The organism is Geobacillus vulcani PSS1 (genome assembly GCF_000733845.1).
Lineage (GTDB): Bacteria > Bacillota > Bacilli > Bacillales > Anoxybacillaceae > Geobacillus > Geobacillus vulcani.
Genome location: NZ_JPOI01000001.1, coordinates 2,986,317 through 3,010,236, shown reverse-complemented (window position 1 = coordinate 3,010,236; position 23,920 = coordinate 2,986,317). Strand labels below are relative to the sequence as shown.

At 52.6% G+C, this 23,920-nt stretch carries 24 protein-coding genes; 16 read left to right on the top strand and 8 right to left on the bottom strand.

Features of this window, described 5'->3' with window-relative positions:
• Window positions 1-89: 89 nt before the first annotated feature.
• Together N685_RS0116165 and N685_RS0116160 are read right to left on the bottom strand one after the other, a co-directional pair.
• A complete protein-coding gene (locus N685_RS0116165) occupies window positions 90-962 on the bottom strand; it encodes a fructosamine kinase family protein (RefSeq protein ID WP_031410071.1) in 873 nt (290 codons plus the stop codon).
• On the bottom strand, window positions 959-1,687 hold the full coding sequence (locus tag N685_RS0116160; RefSeq protein WP_031410069.1) for an NAD-dependent deacylase: 729 nt from the start codon (window positions 1,685-1,687) through the stop codon (window positions 959-961). The genes N685_RS0116165 and N685_RS0116160 overlap by 4 nt, the downstream gene beginning before the upstream one ends.
• Window positions 1,688-1,839: 152 nt before the next feature.
• On the opposite strand from N685_RS0116160, the gene N685_RS0116155 reads away from it, so the two are divergent.
• The 9 genes from N685_RS0116155 to N685_RS0116110 all read left to right on the top strand — a co-directional run bounded on the left by N685_RS0116155 (window position 1,840) and on the right by N685_RS0116110 (window position 13,988).
• Window positions 1,840-2,391 (top strand): DJ-1/PfpI family protein, encoded by a 552-nt coding sequence (locus N685_RS0116155; RefSeq protein WP_031410067.1) that lies wholly within the window; start codon window positions 1,840-1,842, stop codon window positions 2,389-2,391.
• Window positions 2,392-2,620: 229 nt separating this feature from the next.
• Window positions 2,621-4,057, top strand: a complete 1,437-nt coding sequence (locus N685_RS0116150) for an NAD-dependent malic enzyme (RefSeq protein ID WP_031410065.1) — start codon at window positions 2,621-2,623, stop codon at window positions 4,055-4,057.
• A gap of 143 nt (window positions 4,058-4,200) precedes the next feature.
• Entirely contained in the window at window positions 4,201-4,950 is a 750-nt protein-coding gene (locus tag N685_RS0116145) for an SIS domain-containing protein (RefSeq protein ID WP_031410063.1), read from the top strand.
• Between the two features lie 86 nt (window positions 4,951-5,036).
• Window positions 5,037-5,774, top strand: a complete 738-nt coding sequence (locus tag N685_RS0116140; protein WP_031410061.1) for a MurR/RpiR family transcriptional regulator — start codon at window positions 5,037-5,039, stop codon at window positions 5,772-5,774.
• Window positions 5,775-5,895: 121 nt separating this feature from the next.
• Complete coding sequence (gene mngA / locus N685_RS0116135) at window positions 5,896-7,791, top strand: PTS 2-O-a-mannosyl-D-glycerate transporter subunit IIABC (RefSeq protein WP_031410059.1); 1,896 nt, start codon at window positions 5,896-5,898, stop codon at window positions 7,789-7,791.
• Window positions 7,792-7,816: 25 nt separating this feature from the next.
• Window positions 7,817-10,450: a mannosylglycerate hydrolase gene (gene mngB / locus N685_RS0116130; protein ID WP_031410057.1), complete on the top strand. Its 2,634-nt coding sequence runs from the start codon at window positions 7,817-7,819 to the stop codon at window positions 10,448-10,450.
• A 453-nt stretch (window positions 10,451-10,903) separates the two neighbouring features.
• Window positions 10,904-11,638, top strand: a complete 735-nt coding sequence (locus tag N685_RS0116120) for a CAP domain-containing protein (RefSeq protein WP_031410054.1) — start codon at window positions 10,904-10,906, stop codon at window positions 11,636-11,638.
• A gap of 198 nt (window positions 11,639-11,836) precedes the next feature.
• Window positions 11,837-13,102: an MDR family MFS transporter gene (locus N685_RS0116115; RefSeq protein WP_031410052.1), complete on the top strand. Its 1,266-nt coding sequence runs from the start codon at window positions 11,837-11,839 to the stop codon at window positions 13,100-13,102.
• A 139-nt stretch (window positions 13,103-13,241) separates the two neighbouring features.
• Entirely contained in the window at window positions 13,242-13,988 is a 747-nt protein-coding gene (locus N685_RS0116110) for a zinc ribbon domain-containing protein (protein WP_031410050.1), read from the top strand.
• Here N685_RS0116110 and N685_RS0116105 read toward each other — a convergent pair.
• Window positions 13,978-14,640 carry an SIMPL domain-containing protein gene (locus N685_RS0116105; RefSeq protein ID WP_031410048.1) on the bottom strand — a complete coding sequence of 221 codons (663 nt, stop codon included), beginning with the start codon at window positions 14,638-14,640 and terminating at the stop codon, window positions 13,978-13,980. The two genes, N685_RS0116110 and N685_RS0116105, sit on opposite strands and share 11 nt — an antisense overlap.
• 20 nt (window positions 14,641-14,660) lie before the next feature.
• Window positions 14,661-14,789 (bottom strand): hypothetical protein, encoded by a 129-nt coding sequence (locus tag N685_RS20185; protein WP_256371094.1) that lies wholly within the window; start codon window positions 14,787-14,789, stop codon window positions 14,661-14,663.
• A gap of 158 nt (window positions 14,790-14,947) precedes the next feature.
• Between N685_RS20185 and N685_RS0116095 the strand changes: the two genes are divergently transcribed.
• Together N685_RS0116095 and N685_RS0116090 are read left to right on the top strand one after the other, a co-directional pair.
• Window positions 14,948-15,592: a 5-bromo-4-chloroindolyl phosphate hydrolysis family protein gene (locus N685_RS0116095; RefSeq protein ID WP_031410047.1), complete on the top strand. Its 645-nt coding sequence runs from the start codon at window positions 14,948-14,950 to the stop codon at window positions 15,590-15,592.
• Window positions 15,593-15,594: 2 nt separating this feature from the next.
• On the top strand, window positions 15,595-16,785 hold the full coding sequence (locus N685_RS0116090; RefSeq protein ID WP_031410045.1) for a toxic anion resistance protein: 1,191 nt from the start codon (window positions 15,595-15,597) through the stop codon (window positions 16,783-16,785).
• Window positions 16,786-17,134: 349 nt separating this feature from the next.
• Here the strand turns inward: N685_RS0116090 and N685_RS0116085 are convergent, their stop codons facing one another.
• Entirely contained in the window at window positions 17,135-17,647 is a 513-nt protein-coding gene (locus N685_RS0116085) for a YndM family protein (RefSeq protein ID WP_031410043.1), read from the bottom strand.
• A 15-nt stretch (window positions 17,648-17,662) separates the two neighbouring features.
• The gene (locus N685_RS20180) at window positions 17,663-17,791 is read right to left on the bottom strand and encodes a hypothetical protein (RefSeq protein ID WP_256371095.1); all 129 of its coding nucleotides are present in this window, start codon (window positions 17,789-17,791) and stop codon (window positions 17,663-17,665) included.
• Window positions 17,792-17,945: 154 nt separating this feature from the next.
• Here N685_RS20180 and N685_RS0116075 point away from each other — a divergent pair, with 154 nt between their 5' ends.
• The 5 genes from N685_RS0116075 (at window position 17,946) to N685_RS0116055 (ending at window position 21,964) form a co-directional block, all read left to right on the top strand.
• Entirely contained in the window at window positions 17,946-18,137 is a 192-nt protein-coding gene (locus tag N685_RS0116075; RefSeq protein ID WP_031410041.1) for a YozQ family protein, read from the top strand.
• Between the two features lie 150 nt (window positions 18,138-18,287).
• Entirely contained in the window at window positions 18,288-18,695 is a 408-nt protein-coding gene (locus N685_RS0116070; RefSeq protein ID WP_031410038.1) for a VWA-like domain-containing protein, read from the top strand.
• Between the two features lie 175 nt (window positions 18,696-18,870).
• Window positions 18,871-20,172 carry an ammonium transporter gene (locus N685_RS0116065; protein WP_031410037.1) on the top strand — a complete coding sequence of 434 codons (1,302 nt, stop codon included), beginning with the start codon at window positions 18,871-18,873 and terminating at the stop codon, window positions 20,170-20,172.
• A gap of 18 nt (window positions 20,173-20,190) precedes the next feature.
• The gene (locus tag N685_RS0116060) at window positions 20,191-21,243 is read left to right on the top strand and encodes a DUF294 nucleotidyltransferase-like domain-containing protein (RefSeq protein WP_031410036.1); all 1,053 of its coding nucleotides are present in this window, start codon (window positions 20,191-20,193) and stop codon (window positions 21,241-21,243) included.
• Entirely contained in the window at window positions 21,236-21,964 is a 729-nt protein-coding gene (locus tag N685_RS0116055; protein WP_031410035.1) for a 3'-5' exonuclease, read from the top strand. The genes N685_RS0116060 and N685_RS0116055 overlap by 8 nt, the downstream gene beginning before the upstream one ends.
• A 159-nt stretch (window positions 21,965-22,123) precedes the next feature.
• Here the strand turns inward: N685_RS0116055 and N685_RS0116050 are convergent, their stop codons facing one another.
• On the bottom strand, window positions 22,124-22,612 hold the full coding sequence (locus N685_RS0116050; RefSeq protein ID WP_031410033.1) for a PCYCGC motif-containing (lipo)protein: 489 nt from the start codon (window positions 22,610-22,612) through the stop codon (window positions 22,124-22,126).
• Window positions 22,613-22,791: 179 nt separating this feature from the next.
• Window positions 22,792-23,760 (bottom strand): ABC transporter substrate-binding protein, encoded by a 969-nt coding sequence (locus tag N685_RS0116045; protein ID WP_031410032.1) that lies wholly within the window; start codon window positions 23,758-23,760, stop codon window positions 22,792-22,794.
• Between the last annotated feature and the right edge of the window lie 160 nt (window positions 23,761-23,920).

Sequence of the window (23,920 nt, the reverse complement as noted above, 5' to 3'; positions counted from 1 at the left end):
ACGGGACGTACCATGTGACAAGTTTAGGAAAAGTCAACGGCAGCACGCTGGTGTTGCGTCCGGAATGAGCGGTCAAGTCAAGCGGGGGGTTACTCCCCCGCATAACGTTCAAGCACGCGGTCGACGGATCGGCCATACGATTCGCCAAACAGATTCAAATGCACGAGTAAATAAAACAGCTGGTAAAGCGGTTTTCGCTCATGATACTCCGGAGTAAGGGGCATCAGCTCTTGATAGCTTGCATAAAACCGAGCGGGAAAGCCGCCAAACAGCTCGGTAAACGCGATCTCCAACTCATAATGGCCGTAAAACACGGACGGGTCGATCAAATAGGGAGCTCCGCCAGGGCCCGGAAGCCAGTTGCCGCCCCATAAGTCGCCGTGCAACAACGACGGAAAACAATCGTTTGGAATCCAGCGGTCAAGCCGCTCAAGCAGCCGCTCCAACTTTCTTTGTCGCTCGGCGGGCAGGAGGCCGTTTGCCGCCGCCCGTTTCATTTGCGGGGCGAGTCGGGCATCGCGGTAATAGTCAAGCCAGCGGCCGTACCAGCCGTTTCGTTGCGGCAGCGCCCCGATATATGTATCGTGGTCAAGCCCGAACGCCGGCCCGCGGCATCGATGGAGGCGGGCGAGGCCGCGCCCGAGCTGTTCAGCCGTCTGCGCTGTTTCTGTTCCTTCGATCCACTCGAGGACAAGCCAGCCCCATCCGTTTGCTTCCCCCACGCCAAAGACAGCCGGGACGTGGATGGCGTCCGCCTGGCGAAGCCGTTCCAACCCTGCTTGTTCGGCGGTGAAAAAGCCGGCTGGCGGAAAGCGCTGCATTTTGATGAAATACGTTTGCTTGCCGCTTTGGACGCGGTAGGCGTCATTGATGTCGCCGCCGGATACGCGCCGCCAATGGCGGATTCGTGAATCATCGCCGATTGAGCGAAGCGCCTCTTGCAACATCGCTTCCCTGTTCATCGTGCTCCCCCCTTCAGCTGTTCGTTAAGTTCTTTCAGCACGTCGCCAATTTTCCGTTGCTGGATGACGGCGTCAGCGAGACCATCAAGTTCCGTCGGTTCCCAATTGATGATGACGAGTTTGGCGCCGTTTCGTTTGGCGACAAGCGGCAGTTGGTTCGCCGGCGCTACTTGCAAGGATGAGCCGAGCACAAGGAACAAGTCCGCTTGGCGGGCGGCTTCCCACGCTGCATTGATGGCATTCTCCGGCAGCGGCTCGCCAAACAATACGACCGATGGACGCAAAACACCGCTGCATTCGCACGTCAACACACCGTGCAAATAGACAAAGCTAGGCTTTGATTGCCCGCACCGCTGACAATGGACGGTTCGGAGCGAGCCATGCAGTTCGATGACGCGTCGGCTGCCGGCTTGTTGATGAAATCCATCGACGTTTTGCGTCACAATCGTCTGCACGATTCCGCGCTGCTCCCAGTCGGCGAGCAGGCGATGCCCGTCGTGCGGCCGGCATCGGTGCAGCGTGCGAATGCGATATTGGTAAAACTCCACAAACGCCTCGCGGCGGCGGTACAACGCATCGATGGTAGCGAGTTCGCTCGGGTTAAAACGCGCCCACAGCCCGGTGCGCGGCGAGCGGAAATCCGGCAGCCCGCTTTCGGTCGACATGCCAGCGCCGGTAAGCACCACCGTTCGGCGCGATTCGGCGAGCCAAGAGGCAATGGTCATGGTTGATTCCTCCTTGATCATGCTCTTCTTCCTGGTTAAAGCTTCACACGAACCCTTTTTCTATCGGTTCGACAATCATTTTGCTTTTCCTTTCCGTCCGTTTCCATTATGATAAAAGAGAAGGAAAAAATGGACAAGGGGGGGCGAGAACCATGAGCAAAAAAGTGTTGATCATCACCGGCGACGCTGTTGAGGCGCTGGAGGTGTATTATCCGTATTATCGTTTGTTAGAGGAAGGGCATGACGTAACGATTGCCGCGCCGAAGAAAAAGAAACTGCACACCGTTGTCCATGATTTTGCCGACTGGGATACGTATGTGGAAAAACAAGGCTATTTGATCGACGCCCATGCATCGTTTGCCGAGATCGACCCGACGCAATACGATGCGTTAGTCATTCCGGGCGGGCGGGCGCCGGAATACATTCGCCTTGATGAAAACGTGCAGCGCATCGTCCGTCATTTCTTTGAGGCGAATAAGCCCATCGCTGCGATTTGCCATGCTTCGCTCATTTTCGAGACGATGCCAGAGGTGCTGAAAGGGCGGAGCTTGACGGCGTATATCGCCTGCAAACCGGGGGTTGAAGCGCTCGGAGCGACGTATGTGTCCGACCGTACGGTGCATGTCGACAGCAACCTTGTTTCCGCCCATGCGTGGCCGGATTTGCCGGCGTTTATGCGCGAGTTTCTCCGCCTGCTTCAATAGCGGAAAGGCAGCGGTCTTCCTGCACCCGGGAAGGCCGCTTTTTTTTTCGTGAAACTCCCGCCAGCTGATGCAGCCAAAGTGGGCCTGTTTCTGCGCTGACCGCTTTGCCTGTCACGCCATCGCCCGTTTGGCTTGTTCGAACAATAAGGGTTGTCTTTTTGGCGCTCATAAGATAACATTTGTACCGTAGACCGTTTACAAAATATAGAGAAAAGGAAGGACGATTGGTATGGCATTACCAGGCGGGGCAGCGATGAACATTACGATTCGTCTTCAGTTTGAAAAAGACCGCGTCTCTTTTAGCGATATCGCCGCGGCGATCGGCAAGGCGGGCGGAGACATCGTCGGGATTGACGTCATCTCATCAAGCAAAGTCCATACGGTGCGCGACATCACCGTTAGTGCGCTTGATACGAAGCAGTGCGATTTGATCATCGAAGCGCTGAAAAGGATTCAGGGCGTCAAAATTGTGAATGTTTCCGACCGCACGTTTTTGATGCATATCGGGGGAAAAATTGAAACCAACTCGAAAATTCCGGTGAAAACGCGCGATGACTTGTCGCGGGTGTATACGCCGGGCGTGGCGCGCGTTTGCACGGCCATCGCTGAAGATCCGCGCAAGGCGTATTCGCTGACGATTAAACGGAATACGGTCGCCGTCGTCTCTGATGGCACAGCGGTGCTTGGGCTTGGCGACATCGGCCCGTATGCGGCGATGCCAGTCATGGAAGGGAAGGCGATGCTGTTTAAGGAGTTTGCCGGTGTCGATGCGTTTCCGATTTGCTTGGACACGAAAGACACGGAAGAGATTATTCAAATTGTGAAAGCGATCGCTCCGGCATTCGGCGGCATCAACTTGGAAGACATTTCGGCACCGCGTTGTTTTGAAATTGAAAAGCGATTGAAAGAAGAGTTGGACATTCCGGTGTTCCATGATGATCAACATGGCACGGCGGTCGTGCTGCTGGCCGGATTGCTCAATGCCTTGAAAATTGTTGATAAAAAGCTGGAAGACATTAAGGTCGTCTTAACCGGCATTGGCGCGGCCGGGATTGCTTGCACGAAAATTTTGCTTGCCGCTGGCGTGCGCAACATTATCGGGGTGGACCGCCACGGCGCCATCCACCGCGACGAAACGTACGACAATCCGTATTGGCAAGAGTATGCGCAAATGACGAATCCAGATAATCTGAAAGGAAGCTTGTCGGATGTGATCGCCGGTGCGGATGTGTTTATCGGTGTTTCCGCCCCGGGCATTTTGAAAGTCGAAGACGTGAAAAAAATGGCGCGTGATCCGATCGTGTTCGCGATGGCCAACCCGATTCCGGAAATCGACCCAGAGCTGGCCGAGCCGCACGTGCGCGTAATGGCGACGGGACGTTCCGACTATCCGAACCAAATCAACAACGTTCTTTGCTTCCCGGGCATTTTCCGCGGTGCATTGGACTGCCGGGCGAAAGAGATTAACGAAGAAATGAAGCTCGCCGCTGCCAAAGCGATTGCTTCAGTGGTCACCGAGGACGAATTGAATGAAACGTATATCATTCCAAGCGTCTTTAACAGCAAGGTCGTGGAACGCGTCCGCCAGGCGGTTATTGAAGCGGCTTACCGCACCGGCGTTGCCCGGAAAGACAACATCCCGGTTGGTGGGTATACAGGACAATAAAGAAACAAATACAACGAGCTGATGGACGGTTTCCTTTGATAGGAAGCCGTTTTTTTTGGCTGCAGGAGCGTTTCAACCGCGGCTGTTGGGGGCCAAATCTAGTTTAGAGATAGAAAATCAAGCGCTTAAGGGGTGAATGGACGATGATCGATCAATATTTCCAAAAAGTGAACGAACGTTTGGAACTCGTTTTAAAACATGAGAAGGGCAATCTAAAAAAAGCCGCTTATATAGTAAGTGAAGCCATTCAAAAAGGTGGAATTATTCAACTGTTCGGATGTGGCCACTCCCACATTTTAACGGAAGAAGTGTTCTACCGTGCTGGAGGGCTTGTGCCAATTAAACCAATATTTTTTGAGCCCCTTATGCTTCATGAGGGGGCGGTTCGTTCGTCCATGTTGGAGAGAATGAATGATTTCGCAAAAAATTTTATAGATCATGAGGATATCCGTCCTGAAGATGTGTTTTTCGTTTTGTCTACATCAGGACGCAACCCAGTCCCGATTGATGTGGCGCTGGCGGCGAAAGCGAAAGGCGCTTATACCATTGCGGTGACGTCCTTGGCGTATTCCAAAAGCCAGCCTTCGCGGCATAAGAGCGGCCGGTTGCTGTATGAGGTCGTCGATCTTGTGATTGACAATCATTCCGTGAAAGGCGATGCGATTTTAGCTCACCCAAACGTTTCTGTTCCATTTGCGCCTACTTCGACAGTGATCGGCAGCGCGATTTTAAACGCTGTTTTCGCCGAGGCGATTGCCCTCATGGCAGAAAATGGAGTGGAGCCGCCGATCTTTTTAAGCGGCAACATCGAGGGGGCGGACGAACATAACCGTCGATGGATTGAACAGTATCAAGAACGCATCCCGGTGTTGGTCGAGGGGCAGCAGCCGTAGCACTCGGAAACAAGCGTTGTAGCCAACCGCTATCGGTTCTTGCTAAAATAGTAGCAAACGAGAAGACGGTGGGGGATGGGAGACCGATGTGGTTTGACGAACGGGTGCGGCTGTATGCCGATAAGCTGAACGATACGGATGACCAAATTGTCGATTACATTATCAAACACCGTGAGGAGATCGCCGATATTCCGATTCAAAAAATGGCGGAAGCGCTTTATACAGTGCCGAACACGATCGTTCGGTTCGCCAAAAAATTAGGATATAAAGGGTTTGCAGAACTAAAGGCGGCGTTGGCGCTCGAGCAGCGGGATGAGACGGCGATCAAGGCGGACGGAAAAACGGTCATCGAAAAAACGCAAAAGTTGATCGATGAGCAGCTCATCGACGAAGCCGTTCGCAAGATGCATGAGGCGAAACACGTCTTTTTTTACGGCATTGGCGATTCCGCCTATTTTTGCGAGATGATGGCCAAGCATTTGCGCTGCGTCGGCAAGCAGGCCGACTTTTTTGTCCAGCGCCACGATATGTTGTATAATGCGGACCGCTGCGGGGAAAAGGATGTCGTCTTTGTCATTAGCGTATCTGGAGAAACGAAGCAAGTGCTTGAGGCGGTCGTGGCCGCGAAGCAAAACGGGGCGTTTGTCATCAGCTTGACGCATTTTTGCCCCAATTCGCTCGCTGATCTTGCCGATTACCGCTTGTATTGCTGGGCGCCGAAGCAGTTTTTGAATAAGTATGACGTCACCGACCGCACATCGCTTTATCTCGTGCTGCGGGCGTTGAGTGAACGGTATTGGCAAAAGTACGGCGGATGTGTATAAATACACAGATGAAATGAATCATGATATGGAAATGGTGAAAAAGTAAGAAGATTTCGGTCTTCTTGCTTTTTTTCTTTTATAATGAAGTCGACAAACGGCATGGAAAGAGAGGATGGGAGAAATGGAGCTGAAACAGCTGACGAGTGTTCGGCTGATTGACGTGGACTTGTCGTTGTCCACGAAGAAGGAAGTCATCCGCCATCTCGTCCGCAAGTTGGATGAGGAGGGGAAATTGTATTCGGCAGAATCGTTTTATCAAGCGGTGATGGAACGGGAGGCGCTCTCTCCGACCGGGTTTGAAGCGGGGGTAGCGATTCCGCACGGCAAGTCCACATCGGTCAAGGAAGCCGCTTTCGCAGTGGCGAAGCTCGCGCGGCCAATTCGCGACTGGGAGAGCATCAATCCGGCGAATCAAGTGGAACTCGTCTTTTTGTTAGCGATTCCGGAGGACGAAGCGGAATCGACGCATTTGGATTTGTTGGCCGAACTCGCCAAACGGCTGTCGCGCGCTGAATATCGTAAGCGGTTGCAGCAATGTCAAACGTCAGAAGAGCTGTATCGTGCTCTTGATGAGGAAATGGTGGGTACCGCTGCCCAAACGGCGTCGGCAGGGAAAACGATCGTCGCTGTGACGGCCTGCCCGGCTGGCATCGCCCATACGTATATGGCGGCGGAAGCGTTAGAGCAAGCCGGTCGGGAAATAGGGGTTACGGTGTATGTCGAAAAGCAAGGGGCCAACGGCATTGAAGACCGACATACGGAAGAGCGGCTGCGAAAAGCGGAAGCGGCGATTTTTGCCGCGGACGTGGCGGTGAAAAACGAAGAGCGGTTTGCCCATTTGCCGGTGTACCGGACAACGGTTGCGGCGCCGTTGAAAGATGCGAAAGGCGTTCTTTTGCAAGCGCTTGAGAAGGCCAAGAAGGAAGGAAAGCGGGAATATGAGCCGACAAAGGAGACAATGTCTGAGCGAGTTTCATGGAAGACGGAAGTAAAAAACGCCATTTTGACCGGCATTTCTCATATTATTCCGATTATCGTCGCCGGCGGGATGATTTTGGCGTGCGCGGTGCTCATCGCCCAGGCGTTCGGCCTGCAACAAGTATACGATACGGAGAACTCATGGCTTTGGATGTTGCGCAAACTGGGCGGCAATATGCTTGGCACGCTCATGATTCCAGTGCTGTCGGCGTACATGGCGTATGCGGTCGCCGACAAGCCGGCGCTCGGTCCGGGGTTTGCCGCGGGGATTGCTGCGACGATGATCAACGGCGGTTTTTTAGGCGGCATGCTTGGCGGTTTTTTGGCCGGCTACTTTATGAAGTGGTTGAAAAAGCAACTTCCGCCAAAAGGCGCGTTCTCGGGATTCATTAGCTTTTGGCTGTATCCGGTCATCGGTTCGCTCGTCGTCGGAGCGCTGATGCTGTTTGTGTTCGGCAAGCCGGTCGCCGGACTCAATCATGCGTTGCTGACTTGGCTTGACAACTTATCCGGACGCAGTGCCATTTTGCTTGGCGCGATTTTAGGAATTATGGTGTCGTTCGATTTAGGCGGGCCGGTCAATAAGGCGGCGTATACGTTCTGCATCGGAGCGATGGCGAGCGGCAACTTTATTCCGTATGCGGCGTTTGCCTCGGTGAAAATGGTATCGGCGTTTTCCGTCACCGCCGCGACGCTGTTGTTCAAACGGTATTTTGAAGAATATGAGCGCGAGGTCGGCAAATCGACATGGATTCTTGGCTTAGCCGGCATTACTGAGGGAGCGATTCCGTTTATGATTAACGACCCGCTGCGCGTCATTCCGTCGCTTTGCATCGGGTCAGCGGTCACCGGGGCGATCGTCACGGCGTCGCAAATCGGGCTGAACGTTCCGGGAGCGGGCATTTTCTCGCTGTTTGTCCTGCAAGGCGCGCCGTTATGGAAAGCGGGAGCCATTTGGCTGGGCGCCGCGCTGATCGGGGCGTTGATTTCGATGGTGCTGTTAGTCGCTACACGCGTGCAAAAGCTAAAAGCGCAATAACGATAAGACAAACGAGGTGAAACCATTGAAGCGGTATGTTCATATCGTTCCCCATGTGCATTGGGACCGCGAGTGGTATTTTTCGGCAGAGGAATCACGCATTTTGTTAGTGAATGATATGGAAGAAATATTGGAAATGTTAGAGACGAATCCTGATTATCCGCACTTTGTTCTCGATGGACAGACAGTCGTATTGGAAGACTATTTGGCCGTCAAGCCGGAGCAAAAAGAGCGCATCCGCCGCCTTGTCCAAGAAGGAAAGCTGATCATCGGCCCGTGGTATACGCAAACGGATGAAATGGTCGTCGGCGGGGAGTCGATTGTCCGCAACTTGCTCTATGGGCTGAAAGATTGCCAGGAGTTCGGGGAGCCGATGCAAATCGGCTATCTCCCCGACTCGTTCGGGCAATCGGCGCAGCTGCCGCAAATCTTAAACGGCTTTGGCATCAAGCGGGCCATTTTTTGGCGCGGTGTGTCGGAACGGCACGGCACTGACAAAACCGAGTTTTACTGGGTGAGCGATGACGGCTCGAAAGTGCTTGTGCAGCTGTTCCCGCTCGGCTATGCGATCGGCAAATATCTTCCGACTGATGAAGCAAAGCTGAAAGAGCGGATGGACAAATACTTTTCCGTTTTGGACCGCGGGGCGACGACCGATCATATTCTCATTCCGAACGGCCATGATCAAATGCCGATTCAAAAAAATATTTTTGAGGTGACCGACAAGCTGCAAACGCTCTATCCGGAGCGGACCTTTTTCTTAAGCCGTTATGAACATGTGTTTGAACAGCTGGAAAAAGAGGAGCAGCTTCCGGTCATCCGCGGCGAGTTGTTGGACGGCAAATATATGCGCGTTCACCGCAGCATTTACTCGACGCGCATGGACATTAAAGCGGCGAACGCCCGCATCGAAAACAAAGTGACGAACGTGCTCGAACCGCTCGCCGCCATCGCCTCGACGCTTGGATTTCGGTATGAGCATCGGTTGATAGAGCTCATTTGGAGAGAAATGCTGAAAAATCACGCCCATGACAGCATCGGCTGCTGCTGTTCAGATCTTGTTCACCGCGATATTTTGGGACGCTTTGCGCTAGCGGAAGAGCGGGTCGACCGGCTCATTACGTTTTATATGCGCAAAATGGCTGATGCGATGCCGTCGGATCGGTCGGTCGACAAGCTGGTTGTGTACAATACGCTTCCGTACGAACGGAACGAGCCGATCGAAGCGGAAATTACGACGAAATGGAAAGCATTCCGTCTCGTTGATGAGCGCGGGGAACCGGTGGAGTTTGAAGTGGTGGATGAAACGATCGTCGATCCGGGACTGATTGATCGTCAGATTGTCCATTACGGCAACTATGATCCGTTCGTCCGCTATACGATCCATTTCCGCGACCGCATCCCGGCGATGGGGTATAAGGCGTATTTGGTGCAAGAGGCGGAACAGATGAACAAACAGGCGCCAACGGCTGTGGAGCAAATAGATACGCTGTTTTATACGATCACCGTCAATGAGAATGGGACAATTAACATATATGACAAACAGCTGCAACGAACGTTCCGCGATGTGCTCTTGCTTGAAGATGTCGGCGACGATGGGGATGAATACGACTTTTCCCCGCTGCCGGGCGATGAGCCGATTGATAATAAGGGCGTGAAGGCGACGTATTCGCTCCGGCAAAACCGCTATTTCGCTTATGCCGATATCGCTTACCGGCTGCCGGTGCCGGCCGACCTTGACAACCGGAGAGCGAAGCGGCGCGACAGCGTTATCGATGTTTCTATTCATCTCACCGTGCCGATGACCGAGCCGCGGATTGACGTTCGAGTGCGCATCAACAACAAAGCGAAAGATCACCGCGTCCGCATGCATGTGCCGACTGGCATTGCTTCTTCCTATTCAATTGCTGACAACCAGTTTGGTGTCGTCCGACGCTCCGTCGTTGACCCAGCCATGGAAATATGGGAGCAAGAAGGATGGGATGAACGTCCGGATGCCATTTATCCGATGCTTACGTATGTGGGACTGTCAAATCAAACAGGCGGCGTGGCGGTTTTAACGAACAGCACGAGAGAGTATGAGATCATCGGGGAACAACATGATACGATCGCAGTGACGCTTTTGCGGTGTGTCGGTTATTTGGGGAAAGAGGAGCTCGTGCGCCGGCCAGGCCGTCCGTCCGGCATTAAAATGGCGACGCCCGATTCGCAAATGCTTGGCATCAATGAACTGCACTTTGCGTTGACGACGCATCGCGGAACGACGGAAGAGGCCAATGTTGCCAAACGGGCGAAACAGTTTTTGACGCCGCTTTACACGTACAACAAACTGCCGTATGATGCGATGAAAATGAACCCGGTTGCGTTCTCGGTGCCGTATGAGTATAGCCTGTTTTCCCAGCAGGAAGGCGAGGTCGTGCTAAGCGCGGTAAAGAGGAGCGAAGATCACCGTGGCGTCATTGTTCGTTTCTTTAATCCAACGCCACAGGAGACGAAGGCGTCATTCCAATGGCATGGGCCGTCATCGGCGGTATGGCGCACAAACTTAAACGAAACACCGCTTGCGCCGTTAGTGATGGATGCCAAGCAGCAATTTGCTGTACAAGTGAAGCCGAACGAAGTGCAAACCGCACTCATTGTCGATCAAAAGCATGAATAAACGTCAAAGCTGGGGCGAAACGCCGCAGCTTCTTTTTTTATAACAAAACATTGAGGTTCTCTTCTGTTTTGTAACACAGCTGTAACAATTGTTAAACGAAACGGCCGAAATGAGAGGCTGTCAACCCCTTTTTTGCAGGAAAAATATAGATGGTTGGGGGGATACAGGAGAAAAAGGGATGACCGTTAGTGAAAGGATGTTTATTCCAACTGTTGCAGCCGTCAATAATCGGTGTTGATTTGGCAATGAAAACAAGCGTCTTTTTTACCGAAGGCTGCCAATACGCTGATTTTTCCATTTTGGACCAAAAATATTACAAAAACCCCGTGCTATAATGGGGGCGAAGGCGAGAGAACAACAAAACAGTTTCTCTTCGAATCTCGTTGTGCAGTCATGCCTGACGGACGCAAGATCTCTAAGACTTTCAAATAGAGGATGCAAGGAGGAATTCCGATGAAGAAAAAAATGGTAGCAACCATCGTGGCTTCGGTCGCACTCGTCGGCGCTTCGTTCGCGGCAACGAAAACGGAAGCGGCTGGGACGACATGTCCGACAGCGAATGCGTATCAAGTAAAATATGTCAGCACAAACGTTCAAGATTTGGAGAAATGGCTGCAACAATACTTCCCGTTCATGTCGTTCCAACCGGTAAAGCCGGTAACACAACAACCGGCGGCAAAACAGCCAACGACAAAACCACAAGCGCCGGCAACGGTCAAACAGCCGGCGGCCAAACCGCAAGCCAATACGCAAGCGCCGGCGAAAACGCCAGCCACGGCACCAAAGACCGGCACACAAAAAACAACCGGCTTGAACGCGTATGAGCAGCAAGTTGTTGAGCTGACGAACAAAGAACGGGCGAAATACGGCTTGCCGCCGCTTCAAGTTGACTTGGCCCTCAGCAAAGTCGCTCGCGAGAAATCGCGCGATATGGCGGTCAACAACTACTTCTCGCACAACAGCCCGACGTACGGCTCCCCGTTTGAGATGATGAAAAAATTCGGCATCTCGTACACAGCCGCCGGGGAAAACATTGCCAAAGGCCAACGCACCCCGCAAGAAGTCGTCAATGCGTGGATGAACAGCGAAGGCCATCGGGCAAACATTTTGAACAAAAACTTTACCCACATCGGCGTTGGTTTTGAAGAAAACGGCTATATTTGGACGCAGCAATTCATCCGCAAGTAAGATATACATGTCAGTCGAAGGTGTCCCAAAAGGATTGGGGCACCTTTTTCTTATTGTCAAAAACCATATGTTGCGTTTCGTTTCAGGAAAACAACGTTTGGGTCATTCTTTTATTTGAAAACTATTTCTACCGTCCTAATAAAAATATGATATAATTTCCAAAGAAGTTTGAGAGACGAAAGATTAGGGGGACAGCGGATGCGAATACGTGAGTGGGATCGCAACTTGAAAGTGCGCCTGTTTGGCGAGGCGCTGATGAATACGACGTTTTGGATGTTTTTTCCGTTTATCTCGATTTATTTTGCTGATGCCTTTGGCAAAAAGACAGCGGGGTTGTTGTTGATTGTTTCGCAGTTGTTCTCGGTCATCGCCAATTTAATGGGCGGCTATTGCGCTGATGTATTCGGACGCAAGCGGATGATGGTGTTATCCGCCTACGGGCAAGGGGCGGCGTTTTTTGTGTTTGCCTTGGCCAGCTCCTCTTGGTGGTCGTCGCCGTTTGTCGGCTTTCTTTGCTTTACATTCGCCGGCATTTGTGGGGCGTTTTACTGGCCGGCGAGCCAGGCGATGGTGTCCGATGTGGTTCCGGAGAAGGACCGGAGCGATGTGTTTGCCGTGTTTTACACATCCATCAATATTTCGGTGGTCATCGGCCCGACAATTGGCGGTCTTTTTTATGCTGAGCATCGGTTTGCTTTATTGCTTTTGGCCGCATGTTCTTGTTTTGCAATGGCAACACTGCTCTCCAAAGCGTTGCGTGAGACAGCGCCGCTAGCTGTAGCCGGCCAACAAAGGAGAGGCACGTGGCAGTCTTTTTTGCGCACGCAGTTCAAGCAGTATGCCATTATTGTCCGCGACCGTGTCTTTTTCCTGTTTATCGTTGCTGGAGTGTTGGTGGCACAAACGTTTACACAGCTTGATTTGCTGATCCCGGTATATACAAAAGAAACGGTCGAAGCCGAAACGTTGGCGGGATGGACGATTGACGGCGCGAGCGCCTTTAGTTGGCTCATTGCTGAAAACGGTCTGTTGGTCGCGCTATGTACGGTGGCTGTGACGCGTTGGATGTCTCGCTATTCGGAGCGGCAGGCGTTTGTGGGTTCATCCGTCTTATATGGCATCTCGATGTGGTTGTTTAGTCAAACGTCCTCGCTGCTTGGATTGATCGCGGTCATGGCGCTGTTTACGCTCGCTGAGCTGATGACAGCCGGCATGCAGCAGTCGTTTATTTCCCGCTTGGCTCCGGAGGCGATGCGCGGCCAATATTTTGCGGCTGCCAGCCTTCGATTTACGATCGGGCGGATGCTGGCGCCGCTGTCGCTCGCAGCCGTGGCATGGATGGGGTATGTCTGGACGTTTCTTCTCCTGGGCGTGCTGTCGTTTGCAAGCGCGGCGTTATATGCCTGGATGTTTCGGCAAGCGGAGCAGCGAATGGGACGGTCGCACATCTCGTTGTCCAGGTGAAGGGAGCGGGCGTGCAAACTGTTACCCGTTTTTTTTCTGATTGGCTATAATAGAAAACGCATGGTGGCTCGTGTAACATATATTCCCTGCTTCTTACATAAAGTGGAACTAGACAGAGAGAAGGAGAGGGGAAGCCATCATGGAGCCGCATATGTTGGAACCAAACACGAACAGAGGGGGAACGGGGGGCCGCGGCGCGCAGGACGGTGCTGCCGCGCTGGCTCGCTATGAGAAGCGGCAGCGGGAGCGCGTTTTGTCTCGGGAAAAGAGAAAAAAGCAATACCGTCTCATCGGCTCGTTGCTTTTCGCCATTGCCGTTCTGTGGGGGCTCGGGGCGCTCGTTTGGAGTGGATATGGGACGCTGAAGACGGCCGCGAGCCGAGAAATGGCCATTATGCGTTTAAAAGATGCGATCGAAGACCGCGATGTCGCCGCTTTGCAGGCGATGTTGCGGGTGACGGAGGAAACAGTGCTGATCAACGAAAAAACGTTGGCGCCGTTGTTCGCGTATTTTGATCGACATCCAGAAGCGTATGAGCAGCTGGATCGGGAGTTTGCCCGCCAGCGTAAGGGCGGGCACGTGTATATTAAAGGATTGACATCTCACCCGCCGGTGTTTACGATTCATGTGTTTGAGGACCGGTATGTGTTTGAACCAACTCTCTATTTTCTCCATGTGCGCGTCGATGATCCGGAGGCGTCGCTTGTCGTCAATGGGGTGAAAACGGAAGAGAGGGCGACGAAAGATCCATTTGTCAAAAAAATGGGCCCGTATTTGCCGGGCGCGTACGCTGTAACCGTCGTCCATTCGAACGGGAAAAAGAAAACCGTCCGCGTCGAGCTGTTTGGCGGCGCCCGCGTCCATGAGGTGGACGTCACGAAATGAACGAATAGACAAATGTCGCCTCGATGTAGGCGGTGATGATCACATCTTGCGTCTGCACAGGCGGCGCGGATGAGGAAACGCTGAGAACAGACGGATGGTATGGCGTCGATCGGGCGGGCGGCTGTTCTTTTAATTCCAACGGTGTGTCGTAAAGCGGTAAACCGAGAGCGCGGGCGATGGCCAGCGCTTTTTCTTTGGCATTTTTCACGGCCAATGCCAACGCCTGTTGGTAATAGGCTTGTTCGTTTACTAGACGGAATTCCAAACCGCGAGCGAGGTTCGCCCCATGGGCAACGGCCGCTTCGTAAATGGCGCCGGCTTTTTTTGTATCGCGGACGGTGATATCCAGCCAATGTTCGACTTCATAGCCAGATAAAGCGGTCGTTCCGTCAAGATGTTTGTATGTTGGCCGGATGGAAAACGATGTCGTTTCAATGTCCTCTATTGGAATGCCAAGCGCCTTTAATGCTTCGATGACGGCATTGGTGCGTTTTGCATTGTCAGCTAGGGCTTCTTGGACGTTGTGATGTTCTGTGTGCACGCCGATCGCGATGAGGACGGTATCCGGTTTGGCGATGACCGTTCCTTGGCCGGTAATGACCAGTGTGGGGCGAGAAGCGGCAGGGGGAGCAGGACGATGCCATGACTGCATTTCATTCCCTCCTTCCGCCATTAGGCGGCTTTTTGATCATCGTCCGCCGCTTGCCAATAGTAGACGTACGGCAGCTTGACATAGCACCAATATTCTTGCAACAACGAGACGGCGACAAAGGAGGCAAGTTGCCAGTCGATCGAATTCATCCCCATTTCTCCTTTCGGTGGCTTCACTATAGCCTATTCGAAACGGCCATTGTCCTATGCGCGTCGCCCGTTTGGCGATGAAACTTCCTTGGGCGCTTGTACGTATCATGGAATGGACATGCTATAATGAAAGAAAAGATAAAGAAGGAGAAGGGGCAATGAAGCAGTTGCTTCGTACGATATGGCGTTGGTTTGTCTCGTGGAATGCAGGAGTCATCGTCGCGGTGATCGTATTCATCGTCGCTGATTTTCGCTTTTGGCCTTCGATTTTATCCGGAATGGGCGCGATGTGGGGGGTGTCGGCCATCATGAAAAGGCGGCATCATCGCCTGCCGGCTGATGTGTCGGTTGAGGAGCTTGTCTACGTCCGCAGACAGCTTGGCGAAGCGCGCGCGTTATGGAAGCGGCTGCGCCGCGCTCGCTATCGGCTTCGTTCGGTGGCGATGTGGCAAACAGTTTCCCGGTTGAGCACCATCGTCGATCGAATCATTCGCGCCATCGAGCAACAACCGCATCAACTGCGCCTCGCCCAGCCGTTTTTTTTAAACGAATGGCCGACGGCGGTGGAGATGGTGGAGAAATACGTTTATTTGACGCAGCAGCCGGTGCAAAGCGCCGACATGGTGAAAGCATTGCAGGAGACGGAAAGAGTGCTTGACGAGCTGACTTCGGCGGCCGAACGGCAGTTGCTTGAGGTGTTATCGAACGACGTCTGGTCGCTGCAAACGGAAGCGAAATTGCTGGAGCGATCGCTCCAACAATCGAACGGGCTTTGTCGGCCGCTGTCAAAGAAAGGAGAATGACGATGGACGAGCGAAATCATGGAATGGAATCGACGGATTGGCTGCAAGGGCTGGAACGGACAAGTTCCCTCGATGAGTTGCTTGCCCAGCCGTTTTCTTCGCCGGCCGAACCGCGGCTCAAGGAAGAAGAAAAACCGGCGCGCGCACTGGATGCGTTGAAGCCTGAGCATCGGGAAAAAGCGCTTGCGCTTGCCAAACAAATTGACCCGGCTAACCATCAGGCTGTCTTGCAATATGGGGTGGCGGCGCAAGCCGAGCTGTCGAAGTTTTCTCATGCGATTTTGCATCATGTGCAAACGAAAGACGCTGGTCCGGTCGGCGAAGTGATCAGCGAACTCATGGCCAAAATCAAAGAAGTCAATCCCGACGACTTGATGCCGGCGAAAAAAGGATGGTTATCCCGCTTGTTCGGCGCAGTGGCCAGGCCGTTGCAAGAGATGGTGGCGAAATACCAAAAAATCGGCTTGGAGATTGATAAAATCGCTGACCGGCTGGAGAAGCACCGGCATTTGTTGCTCCGCGACATTATGATGCTTGAGACGCTTTATGAAAAAAACAAAGACTATTTTGAGGCGCTCAATATTTATATTGCGGCGGCCGAATACAAACTCGAGGAGCTGCGGACGAAGACGATTCCGGAAAAACAAGCGGAAGCGGAGCGCTCCGGCGATCAAATGGCATGGCAGGATGTACAGGATTTGCGGCAGTTTGCCGAGCGACTTGAGAAGCGGGTGCATGACCTAAAGCTCAGCCGGCAAGTGACGATTCAAACGGCGCCGCAAATCCGCATGATTCAACATATGAACGAAACGCTTGTCGAGCGGATTCAGTCGTCGATTTTGCATGCGATTCCGCTTTGGAAAAATCAAGTGGTCATCGCTTTGACGCTGTTCCGCCAACAAAAGGCCGCTGCGGCGCAAAAGCAGGTCGCCGAAACGACGAATGAGCTGTTATTGCGCAATTCGGAAATGTTAAAAACGAACAGCATTGAAATCGCCAAGGAAAACGAGCGCGGCTTGGTTGATATTGAAACGTTGAAGCGAACGCAAGAAAATTTGATCGCTACGCTCGAAGAAACGTTGAAAATTCAGGCGGAAGGACGTTTGAAACGACAGCAGGCCGAACGCGAGCTCGCGGCGATGGAAGCGGAACTGAAACAGACGCTGCTCGCGCTGAAGCGACCGGAACAATAAGGGCGGATAGGAGATTGTCCTGTTTCGGCTTGCGGCCAAGCGTCTGATGGATCGCCCATGGCTGCAGAGGAAAGCGCCGAAAAACCAAAGATCCTCATGCGAAACGGGTGTCTAACGAACAAGAAGACACCCGTTTTTTCGTTCGCCATCTGTTTTATCATCTTCAACTGAGAAGCCCCCCGCTTCCCTATTTGTGCGGGGCGCACCCCAAAACGAAGTGGAGATGAATGTCCGTTCCACCATTGAATGTTCTAAACAAAGGTGGAATCATTCACGTTGAAGCCCTGTTTGGAAGGAAGGGGAAGCGGCTGGCGTCTCGGACTGCAGCCGCCCAACATTTCATCCTCCTTCATAGGATGGGGGGATGGGGAGGCTCTTGACGATGCTGTTCATCCTCCTGTTCCGCTCGTTTACGATCGTTGCTGCCCGGACGGACGGCGCGGACATCCAACTCCTCGGCTGCTTCTGTTTGCCATTGGCGGCCGATGAGCGGGGCGCCTTCTTCACCGTGCTCGACGATGACAAATCGCAACACATAGGCGTGAAGCAGCAATTCCCCCATTGCCGCAAGCAGGGCGGAGAAAAACGCCGCGTTTAACATGGCGGCGCCGGTGATGTCATAAAACGCGCCGATGCCGATCCATACCGCCATCAACACAAGCCCAAAGTCGGCGATCGTCGCTGAGACGTTGCCAAGGCGCGGCAGAATGTAAAAGTCGCCGATCGCATAGGCGACAAGCGTCAGCCAAAGGCTGAACCATAAAATCTCTGCCGATGAAATGCGCAAAAACAGCGGTAAAATGGCAAACATCACCGTGGCGGTTAGCAAATATTTCAGCACTAATGCAAGCAAATGTCTCATTCGGTTTCGCCGCCTTTATTCTGCTGGATGGTTTGGACCTTCCAGTTTTTTATCGCCGTATCCCGGCTGTTTTTCCATATCTTGATCCGGTTGCTGCTTTTTTTGCTGCTGTTCAACGCTGTCGTTTCGTGTTGGCTTTCTCATCGGGGCTATCATCCTCTCTTGATCGTTGTTTATTCGTTAGTTTGCCACGTTTGCCTTTCTATATGCATCCATCATCCATAAACTTCCTCTGTTCATTTTTCGCTCTTGTTTTCACACTAATCACGAAACAGCATTCATGTAGGAGGAATGGTGGATGACGAAAAAGAAACAGCCCGTTGCGATTGCCGGGCAGCAATACGATCCGGCAGATGGCGGGGACGAGTCGTTTGTGTATGAGGCACTCTCTGAGACGCGCGAACAGGTGAGCGATGTGTATGCAGAAGGAACGGTTGAGGCGGCAGTGAATCAAGAAAATGGTTCGAACATCCCCCTTTCGCAGGAGTAAGAAGCGTCAAGGAGCTGTTCCTTGGCGTTTGGGTTGATGTTTGTGAAACGGAAGGGGAAAAAGGAAAGAAAAACAGTTCGTACTTTCCCCCATCGTCGTCTATACTAGTAGTGCGCACGGCGATTCACCGATATAAGGGGGATGATCATCGTGAGATGGCAGCGGGCTTTATTGGCGTTGCTCAAAGAGCGGAAAGACCATTCCATCGCGCTGGCGATCGACACATCAAACCGGCCGGCGCGGCCAATGCTCATTCAAAACATCGTGAAGTTGTTTGAAAAACTGCGTCCGGATACGCTGCTCGTCCAAGCGGATTTTAAAATTCGCGATGTCTCTCCGGTTGGCGTGGCGACGATTAAATATTTCAAGCACGGGAAATCGTCGTACACCGAAGTGTTGGAATGGGCCGCTGCGCAAAAAATCGATACGTTGTTTTACATCACCGATGTAACCGGCTATTTTTATGAAGAACTGCAAGTCGACTATGAAGTGTTTTGGCTTGTGCCGGACGATTATATGCCGCGCGTGCCGTTTGGCAAGCCCATTCGTGTGGCGTAACACGGTGAGGAATGCCCCTCGTGATGAGGGGTATTCTTTTTGTTAAAAAACTTAACAAACTTTTTGTGTTTGAAACCGATTACAACCAAAAACGGGCGTTGCTTTCAGTTGATTTATGTTATATATTATGACATATAAAAGGGATGATAAATGACAAAAAAGGGGGATGCGTAAAATGGATGAAAAAACGTTGACGCTTGGGCTGGATGCCCTCTGGGTCATGCTCTCGGCGGTGCTCGTTATTGGCATGCAGGCAGGGTTTGCTTTGCTTGAGGCCGGATCCACGCGCATGAAAAACTCCGGGCATGTGGCCGGCAAACAAATTTTAAGTTTTGCCCTCGCATCATTGGCGTTTTGGGCGTTCGGCTTTGCGATTACATTTGGGGCTGGGAATAGCTTCATCGGGACAGAAGGATGGTTTTTAAAAGAAGGAAAAGGAACGTTTGACTCGTTGTCATGGGCGAATGTGCCGCTCGAGCTCAAATTTTTATTCCAACTGGGCTTTGCCGGCGTGTCGCTGGCGATCGCTTGGGGCGGCTTTGCTGAGCGGGCGAAACTGTCTGTTTATTTTCTTTTCGGAACGATTTTTACGATCGTCATTTATCCCGTGATCGGCCATTGGGTGTGGGGCGGCGGCTGGCTTGGAAAAATGGGAATGCAAGATTTCGCCGGTTCGACCGTTGTCCACTTGCAAGGAGCGATTGCGGCGCTCGTGGCGACGATTTTGCTTGGGCCGCGCATCGGCAAGTTCAATAAAGACAAGACGCCAAACGTCATTCCTGGGCATAACCAAGTATATACGGTCATTGGCGGTTTGATTTTATGGATCGGCTGGTTTGGCTTTAACGCTGGCAGCACGATGGCGGTTGGCGACGGATTTTTCGGCTATGTTGCGCTGACGACGAATTTGGCTGCCGCGGCGGGGGCGGTCGCCGCGATCATCACAGCGAAAATTTTGGTTGGCAAAGCGGACATTCCGGCGATGGTGAACGGTGTGCTCGCGGCTTTAGTTGCCATTACCGCCGCGTGCGCGTTCGTCGAACCGTGGGCGGCGGTGGTGATCGGCGCAGTGGCGGGGGCGTTTACATTCTGGACATCGATCTATTTTGAGCGCAAAGGGATTGACGATCCGATTTACGCGTTTTCTGTCCACGGGATTGCCGGCATCATCGGCACGATTTCCACCGGGTTTTTCGCCTCGCCGCGTTTAGTCGAGATCACGGGCATCGGGAAGGCTGGACTGCTTTACGGGGGCGGATTTGATCAGCTGATTGTGCAAACGGTCGGAGTGCTCGGTGCTGCGGTGTATGTCGCGGCTGTCTCATTTGTCATCTTATATGCCATGAAGAAAACGATCGGGCTGCGTGTCACGGCGGAACAAGAAATTTCTGGTCTTGATATTAGTGAGCACGGTTCTTATGGCTATCCGGAACAGCTCGATCCGGCGTATCAGCCCAAGACCCTCGCCCAGCAGTAGCCGGGAGGGGAAAAGGGGATGGAATTATTGGCGGCAAAGGTGGTCGAGCGGCTAAACCGAGCCGAGTCGGCCGCCGAACTTCGTTTTTGTCACGATGAACTGGCGCGTGAACTGCGGCGCTGTGCAGTACGTGAACAAATGAGTCAGCTGGCCAATGACATCGTTTCTGTCCATGAAGCCATCCTTCGCCGCGCGTTCTTCCTTGCGGAGCGGGAGACGATGAAACGGTCGGTCGGCATTCGTCCTTCAGCGTGGTGCTGGTATGTGATGGGAAGCATCGGCCGGTGTGAGCCGACGATTTGGACGGATCAAGATCACGGCATTTTATTCAACTGTCCTGAGAACGAGGAAGCGGCTTGTTATGAATTCATTCGCCATATGGCGACGATCGGGGTAGACATGCTGCATGAGGCAGGATATCCGTACTGTTCCGGTTACGTGATGGCGACGAACAAGCGGTGGGCGCAGTCAGTCCGCGGCTGGGAGCAACAGCTTTTTTCCTATTTGGACAGCGGGTGGCCGAACGACATTCGTTTTTTGTTGATTGCGATGGATATGCGGCCTCTTTATGGGGAAGCGGAATTGGCTGAGACGGCAAGAAAGGCGCTGTTTGCGGCGGTGGCCGAACGGCCGCTGCTGTTGGCGCGCATGGGCGAGCACGTTCAGTTTCCTCCGGTTCCGCTCGGCTGGTTGGGCAACGTGCAAACGGAGCGATGGGGGCCGTACAGCGGGGCCGTTCATATGAAACAAAGCGGTTACGTGCAGCTCACCAACGCTTTGAAATGGTTGGCCTGTTTTGCGCACGTCCCGGCGGCGGGCACAGCCGAGCGGCGGCGGGCGCTTGAAGCGAATGGTGTATTGACGGCGCCGCTTTCCGACGCCGTTTGCGAGGCGCTTTCTGTTTACTATTCGATTCGCCTGAAGTACAGCACTGAGGCGGGGGACGGACGTGAATACGTGTTATGGCGGGCGCTTGAGCGGACGGAACAAAAGCAGCTGAAACAAGCGATGCGCACTGCCAAACGGTTGCAGCGCTTTGTCGCCCGGCGGGTGGCTAACATTCATGCATGAGCGGCACCGTTTTTGGCAGCGGGCGCTCCGCTTGTTGTCGCTCGGCGTTCCGCGCGAGGCATCATCCGCCTTATTTGGGCATGACCATTCGTGGCAACAGGAAACATGGCTTCGCTCGCTGCAAAAGGAAAAACAGCACATCATCGATTGGCATGGCCGTTTGACTGATATCCCGTTTGTCATCATCGATATGGAAACGACCGGCTTTTCCCCGGAGCAAGGCGATGAAATTTTGGCCATGGCGGCAGCGAAAACGGTCGGAGGGGTCGTGACGGATGCGTACATGACGCTCGTCAAGCCGGAAAAGCCAATTCCGGAACATATTTCCGCCTTGACCGGCATTGAGGCGAAGGATGTGGTGTTCGCTCCGCCGCTTGCTGAGGCGCTGCGCACGTTTGTGCCGTTTATTGCCGCCGGCGTCTTAATCGGCTATCATATTGGCCATGATTTGGTGTTTTTGCGTCATGCCCTTTGGCGCCATTACCGGCAAAAATGGAGCGGACGCTTTCTTGACTTGCAGCCGATGATGATGCTGATCGGCCATTCATGCCCGACGTTTGACGATGCATTAGCCTGTTATGGCATCCGCTGCCCGCGCCGTCATACGGCGGATGGCGACGTGGAAGCGATGGTGAAGCTCTGGGCGATCGTGCTCGATGAATTCCGACACCGCGGCATCGAAACATTGCATGATTTGTACGCCGCGCTCAGCCGGTGTTGATGTTGCCCGCGCCGAGAAGCCATTGGCGATTGTCTTTGGCAGGGGAACTCAAGTTTCAACAGCCGATCTTGACCAACAAGCAATGAACGCTCGGCGGAACAAAAAAGAGGGAGGCGGCAACGAAAAAAAGCGCCCAACTTGGCGCTTTTTTTGTTGGGATTAGAGCGGTTTTGTCGGAGTCGGTTCGGCATAGCCTTCTTGATATTTTTCGTCGATCATGCGCCGAATGTCTTTGATCGATTTCCCTTGATCGTAAGCGGCGATCGATTCAGCGGCGATGTCGAGGCAGACGCCGCATTTGGTTGCATGATCATCCCAGACAATCGATCCGTCTTTTTTATTTTCATAGACAAAGCAGTCATAATTGTTCTTATGACCGGCCGATTGTCCGCAGCCGCAATAGCATGGGATGTTCTCAAGCAGCTCGCGATGTTCCGCCGCTTGTTGGTACAAGACGGCCATTTCTTCTTCAAACGCGCTCAAAAAGTTCGGCAAATGCTCGATCGATTTCGTCGTTTCACGAATATCGCCGGTGGCGGTTTTCGTCATATGCGAGTGGTTTTGTTCTTGGCTGTTGTCACCAGTGCAGCCTGAGAGCAGAAAGCTGAATGACAATACACATGCGGTGATGAAGGTAGGGTGTTTCACCGTCTTTCTTCCTTTCCGTGTGAGGTTTGCATTTTGAATGTACCATACCGATAGATAAGCAGCAACTGTTTTTGTCCTTGGGAAATGAAGTGAGCGTCAAGACGAGCCATAGGGCAGGAATGCTGGGAAAGGAAAAAGGCAGAAGCGGCTGACCGCTTCTGCCTTTAGTTAGCGGGCGATTATTGCCCTTGCAAGAAGTATTTCTCAATATCATCCAACATTAAATGGGCCGCGAGCACGCCTCCAGCCGTGTTCCAAATCGTGTCGCTCACTTTGTACACCTTGCCTTGTTTCGCGACGTTTAAGTTTTGAAAGAGCGGGTCGTTGATCCATTCTTTTTCAAGTTCACTCGCTTTGCCGTCGCCTGTTTCATATGTAAAGTAGAACAAGATGTCGCCGTCCATGGCCGGGATGCGTTCTTTCGTCACACCGGTTTCCGCGAAGTCATTGACGTTTTGCGATTCCGGGCGGGCGAAGCCAAGTTGATCCAAAATGACACCGGAGAACGAGTCTTTATGGTAAATGCGCACATCGCCGGCCATAAAGCGGACGATCGATACTTTCATCTTCAGCTTGTCGCCGAGTTTTGCTTTTAAGTCTTCAATGCGTTTGTCATATTCTGCAATGACTTGTTTTCCTTTTTCCTCTTGGTTCACGGCTTTCGCATAGAGCATAAAGTTGTCTTTCCAGTTGCCGCGCAGCGTTTCAGAGAAAACGGTTGGAGCGATTTGTTTCAACTGTTCATAAATTTTTTCATGACGCAGTTTGTTGCCGATAATCAAATCTGGTTTCAAGGCGGCGATCGCTTCAACGTTTGGCTCCGATTCCAGACCGAGCTCTTTGACGCCGTCCATTTTGTCTTTAATATGGTCGTACCACGGATCGCCCGTCCACGATTTGACGGCGCCGACCGGCTTTATGCCTAGCGCCAGCAACGCTTCTGTTCCTTCGTTTGTCAATACAACGACCCGTTTGGGCGTGCCTTTGATTTCGGTCGTGTCCATGGCGTGTTCGACTGTGTAGCTTGCTTCTTTCGATTGATTGCTGTCCTTCGGTTTGGCCGTTTCTTCCTGTTTTCCGCCGCAGCCGGCAAGAAGCAGGAGGGAAAGGATGAAGGTGGAAAGAAGGGTGAGATGTCGTGATTTCACTAGCCAATCCCCCTTTGTATTTGATAATGAATTTCATTTCCGTGTTATATAGTAATAAAAGTGAGAATCATTGTCAACTATAAAATGAAAAAATGATAAAAAAATCATAAGAAAACGCGAAAAAACATTGACGATGAGAGTCATTATCAAATAGACTTGA

Coding starts and splice junctions, on each gene's coding strand:
- N685_RS0116145 (WP_031410063.1), top strand. CDS start 4,201: ATGATCGATCAATATTTCCAAAAAGTGAACGAACGTTTGGAACTCGTT.
- N685_RS0116120 (WP_031410054.1), top strand. CDS start 10,904: ATGAAGAAAAAAATGGTAGCAACCATCGTGGCTTCGGTCGCACTCGTC.
- N685_RS0116060 (WP_031410036.1), top strand. CDS start 20,191: ATGGAATTATTGGCGGCAAAGGTGGTCGAGCGGCTAAACCGAGCCGAG.
- N685_RS20180 (WP_256371095.1), bottom strand. CDS start 17,791: ATGAGAAAGCCAACACGAAACGACAGCGTTGAACAGCAGCAAAAAAAG.
- N685_RS0116110 (WP_031410050.1), top strand. CDS start 13,242: ATGGAGCCGCATATGTTGGAACCAAACACGAACAGAGGGGGAACGGGG.
- N685_RS0116075 (WP_031410041.1), top strand. CDS start 17,946: ATGACGAAAAAGAAACAGCCCGTTGCGATTGCCGGGCAGCAATACGAT.
- N685_RS0116090 (WP_031410045.1), top strand. CDS start 15,595: ATGGACGAGCGAAATCATGGAATGGAATCGACGGATTGGCTGCAAGGG.
- N685_RS0116160 (WP_031410069.1), bottom strand. CDS start 1,687: ATGACCATTGCCTCTTGGCTCGCCGAATCGCGCCGAACGGTGGTGCTT.
- N685_RS0116155 (WP_031410067.1), top strand. CDS start 1,840: ATGAGCAAAAAAGTGTTGATCATCACCGGCGACGCTGTTGAGGCGCTG.
- mngA (WP_031410059.1), top strand. CDS start 5,896: ATGGAGCTGAAACAGCTGACGAGTGTTCGGCTGATTGACGTGGACTTG.
- N685_RS0116140 (WP_031410061.1), top strand. CDS start 5,037: ATGTGGTTTGACGAACGGGTGCGGCTGTATGCCGATAAGCTGAACGAT.
- N685_RS0116055 (WP_031410035.1), top strand. CDS start 21,236: ATGCATGAGCGGCACCGTTTTTGGCAGCGGGCGCTCCGCTTGTTGTCG.
- N685_RS0116115 (WP_031410052.1), top strand. CDS start 11,837: ATGCGAATACGTGAGTGGGATCGCAACTTGAAAGTGCGCCTGTTTGGC.
- N685_RS0116165 (WP_031410071.1), bottom strand. CDS start 962: ATGAACAGGGAAGCGATGTTGCAAGAGGCGCTTCGCTCAATCGGCGAT.
- N685_RS0116085 (WP_031410043.1), bottom strand. CDS start 17,647: ATGAGACATTTGCTTGCATTAGTGCTGAAATATTTGCTAACCGCCACG.
- N685_RS0116065 (WP_031410037.1), top strand. CDS start 18,871: ATGGATGAAAAAACGTTGACGCTTGGGCTGGATGCCCTCTGGGTCATG.
- N685_RS20185 (WP_256371094.1), bottom strand. CDS start 14,789: ATGAATTCGATCGACTGGCAACTTGCCTCCTTTGTCGCCGTCTCGTTG.
- N685_RS0116105 (WP_031410048.1), bottom strand. CDS start 14,640: ATGCAGTCATGGCATCGTCCTGCTCCCCCTGCCGCTTCTCGCCCCACA.
- N685_RS0116150 (WP_031410065.1), top strand. CDS start 2,621: ATGGCATTACCAGGCGGGGCAGCGATGAACATTACGATTCGTCTTCAG.
- N685_RS0116095 (WP_031410047.1), top strand. CDS start 14,948: ATGAAGCAGTTGCTTCGTACGATATGGCGTTGGTTTGTCTCGTGGAAT.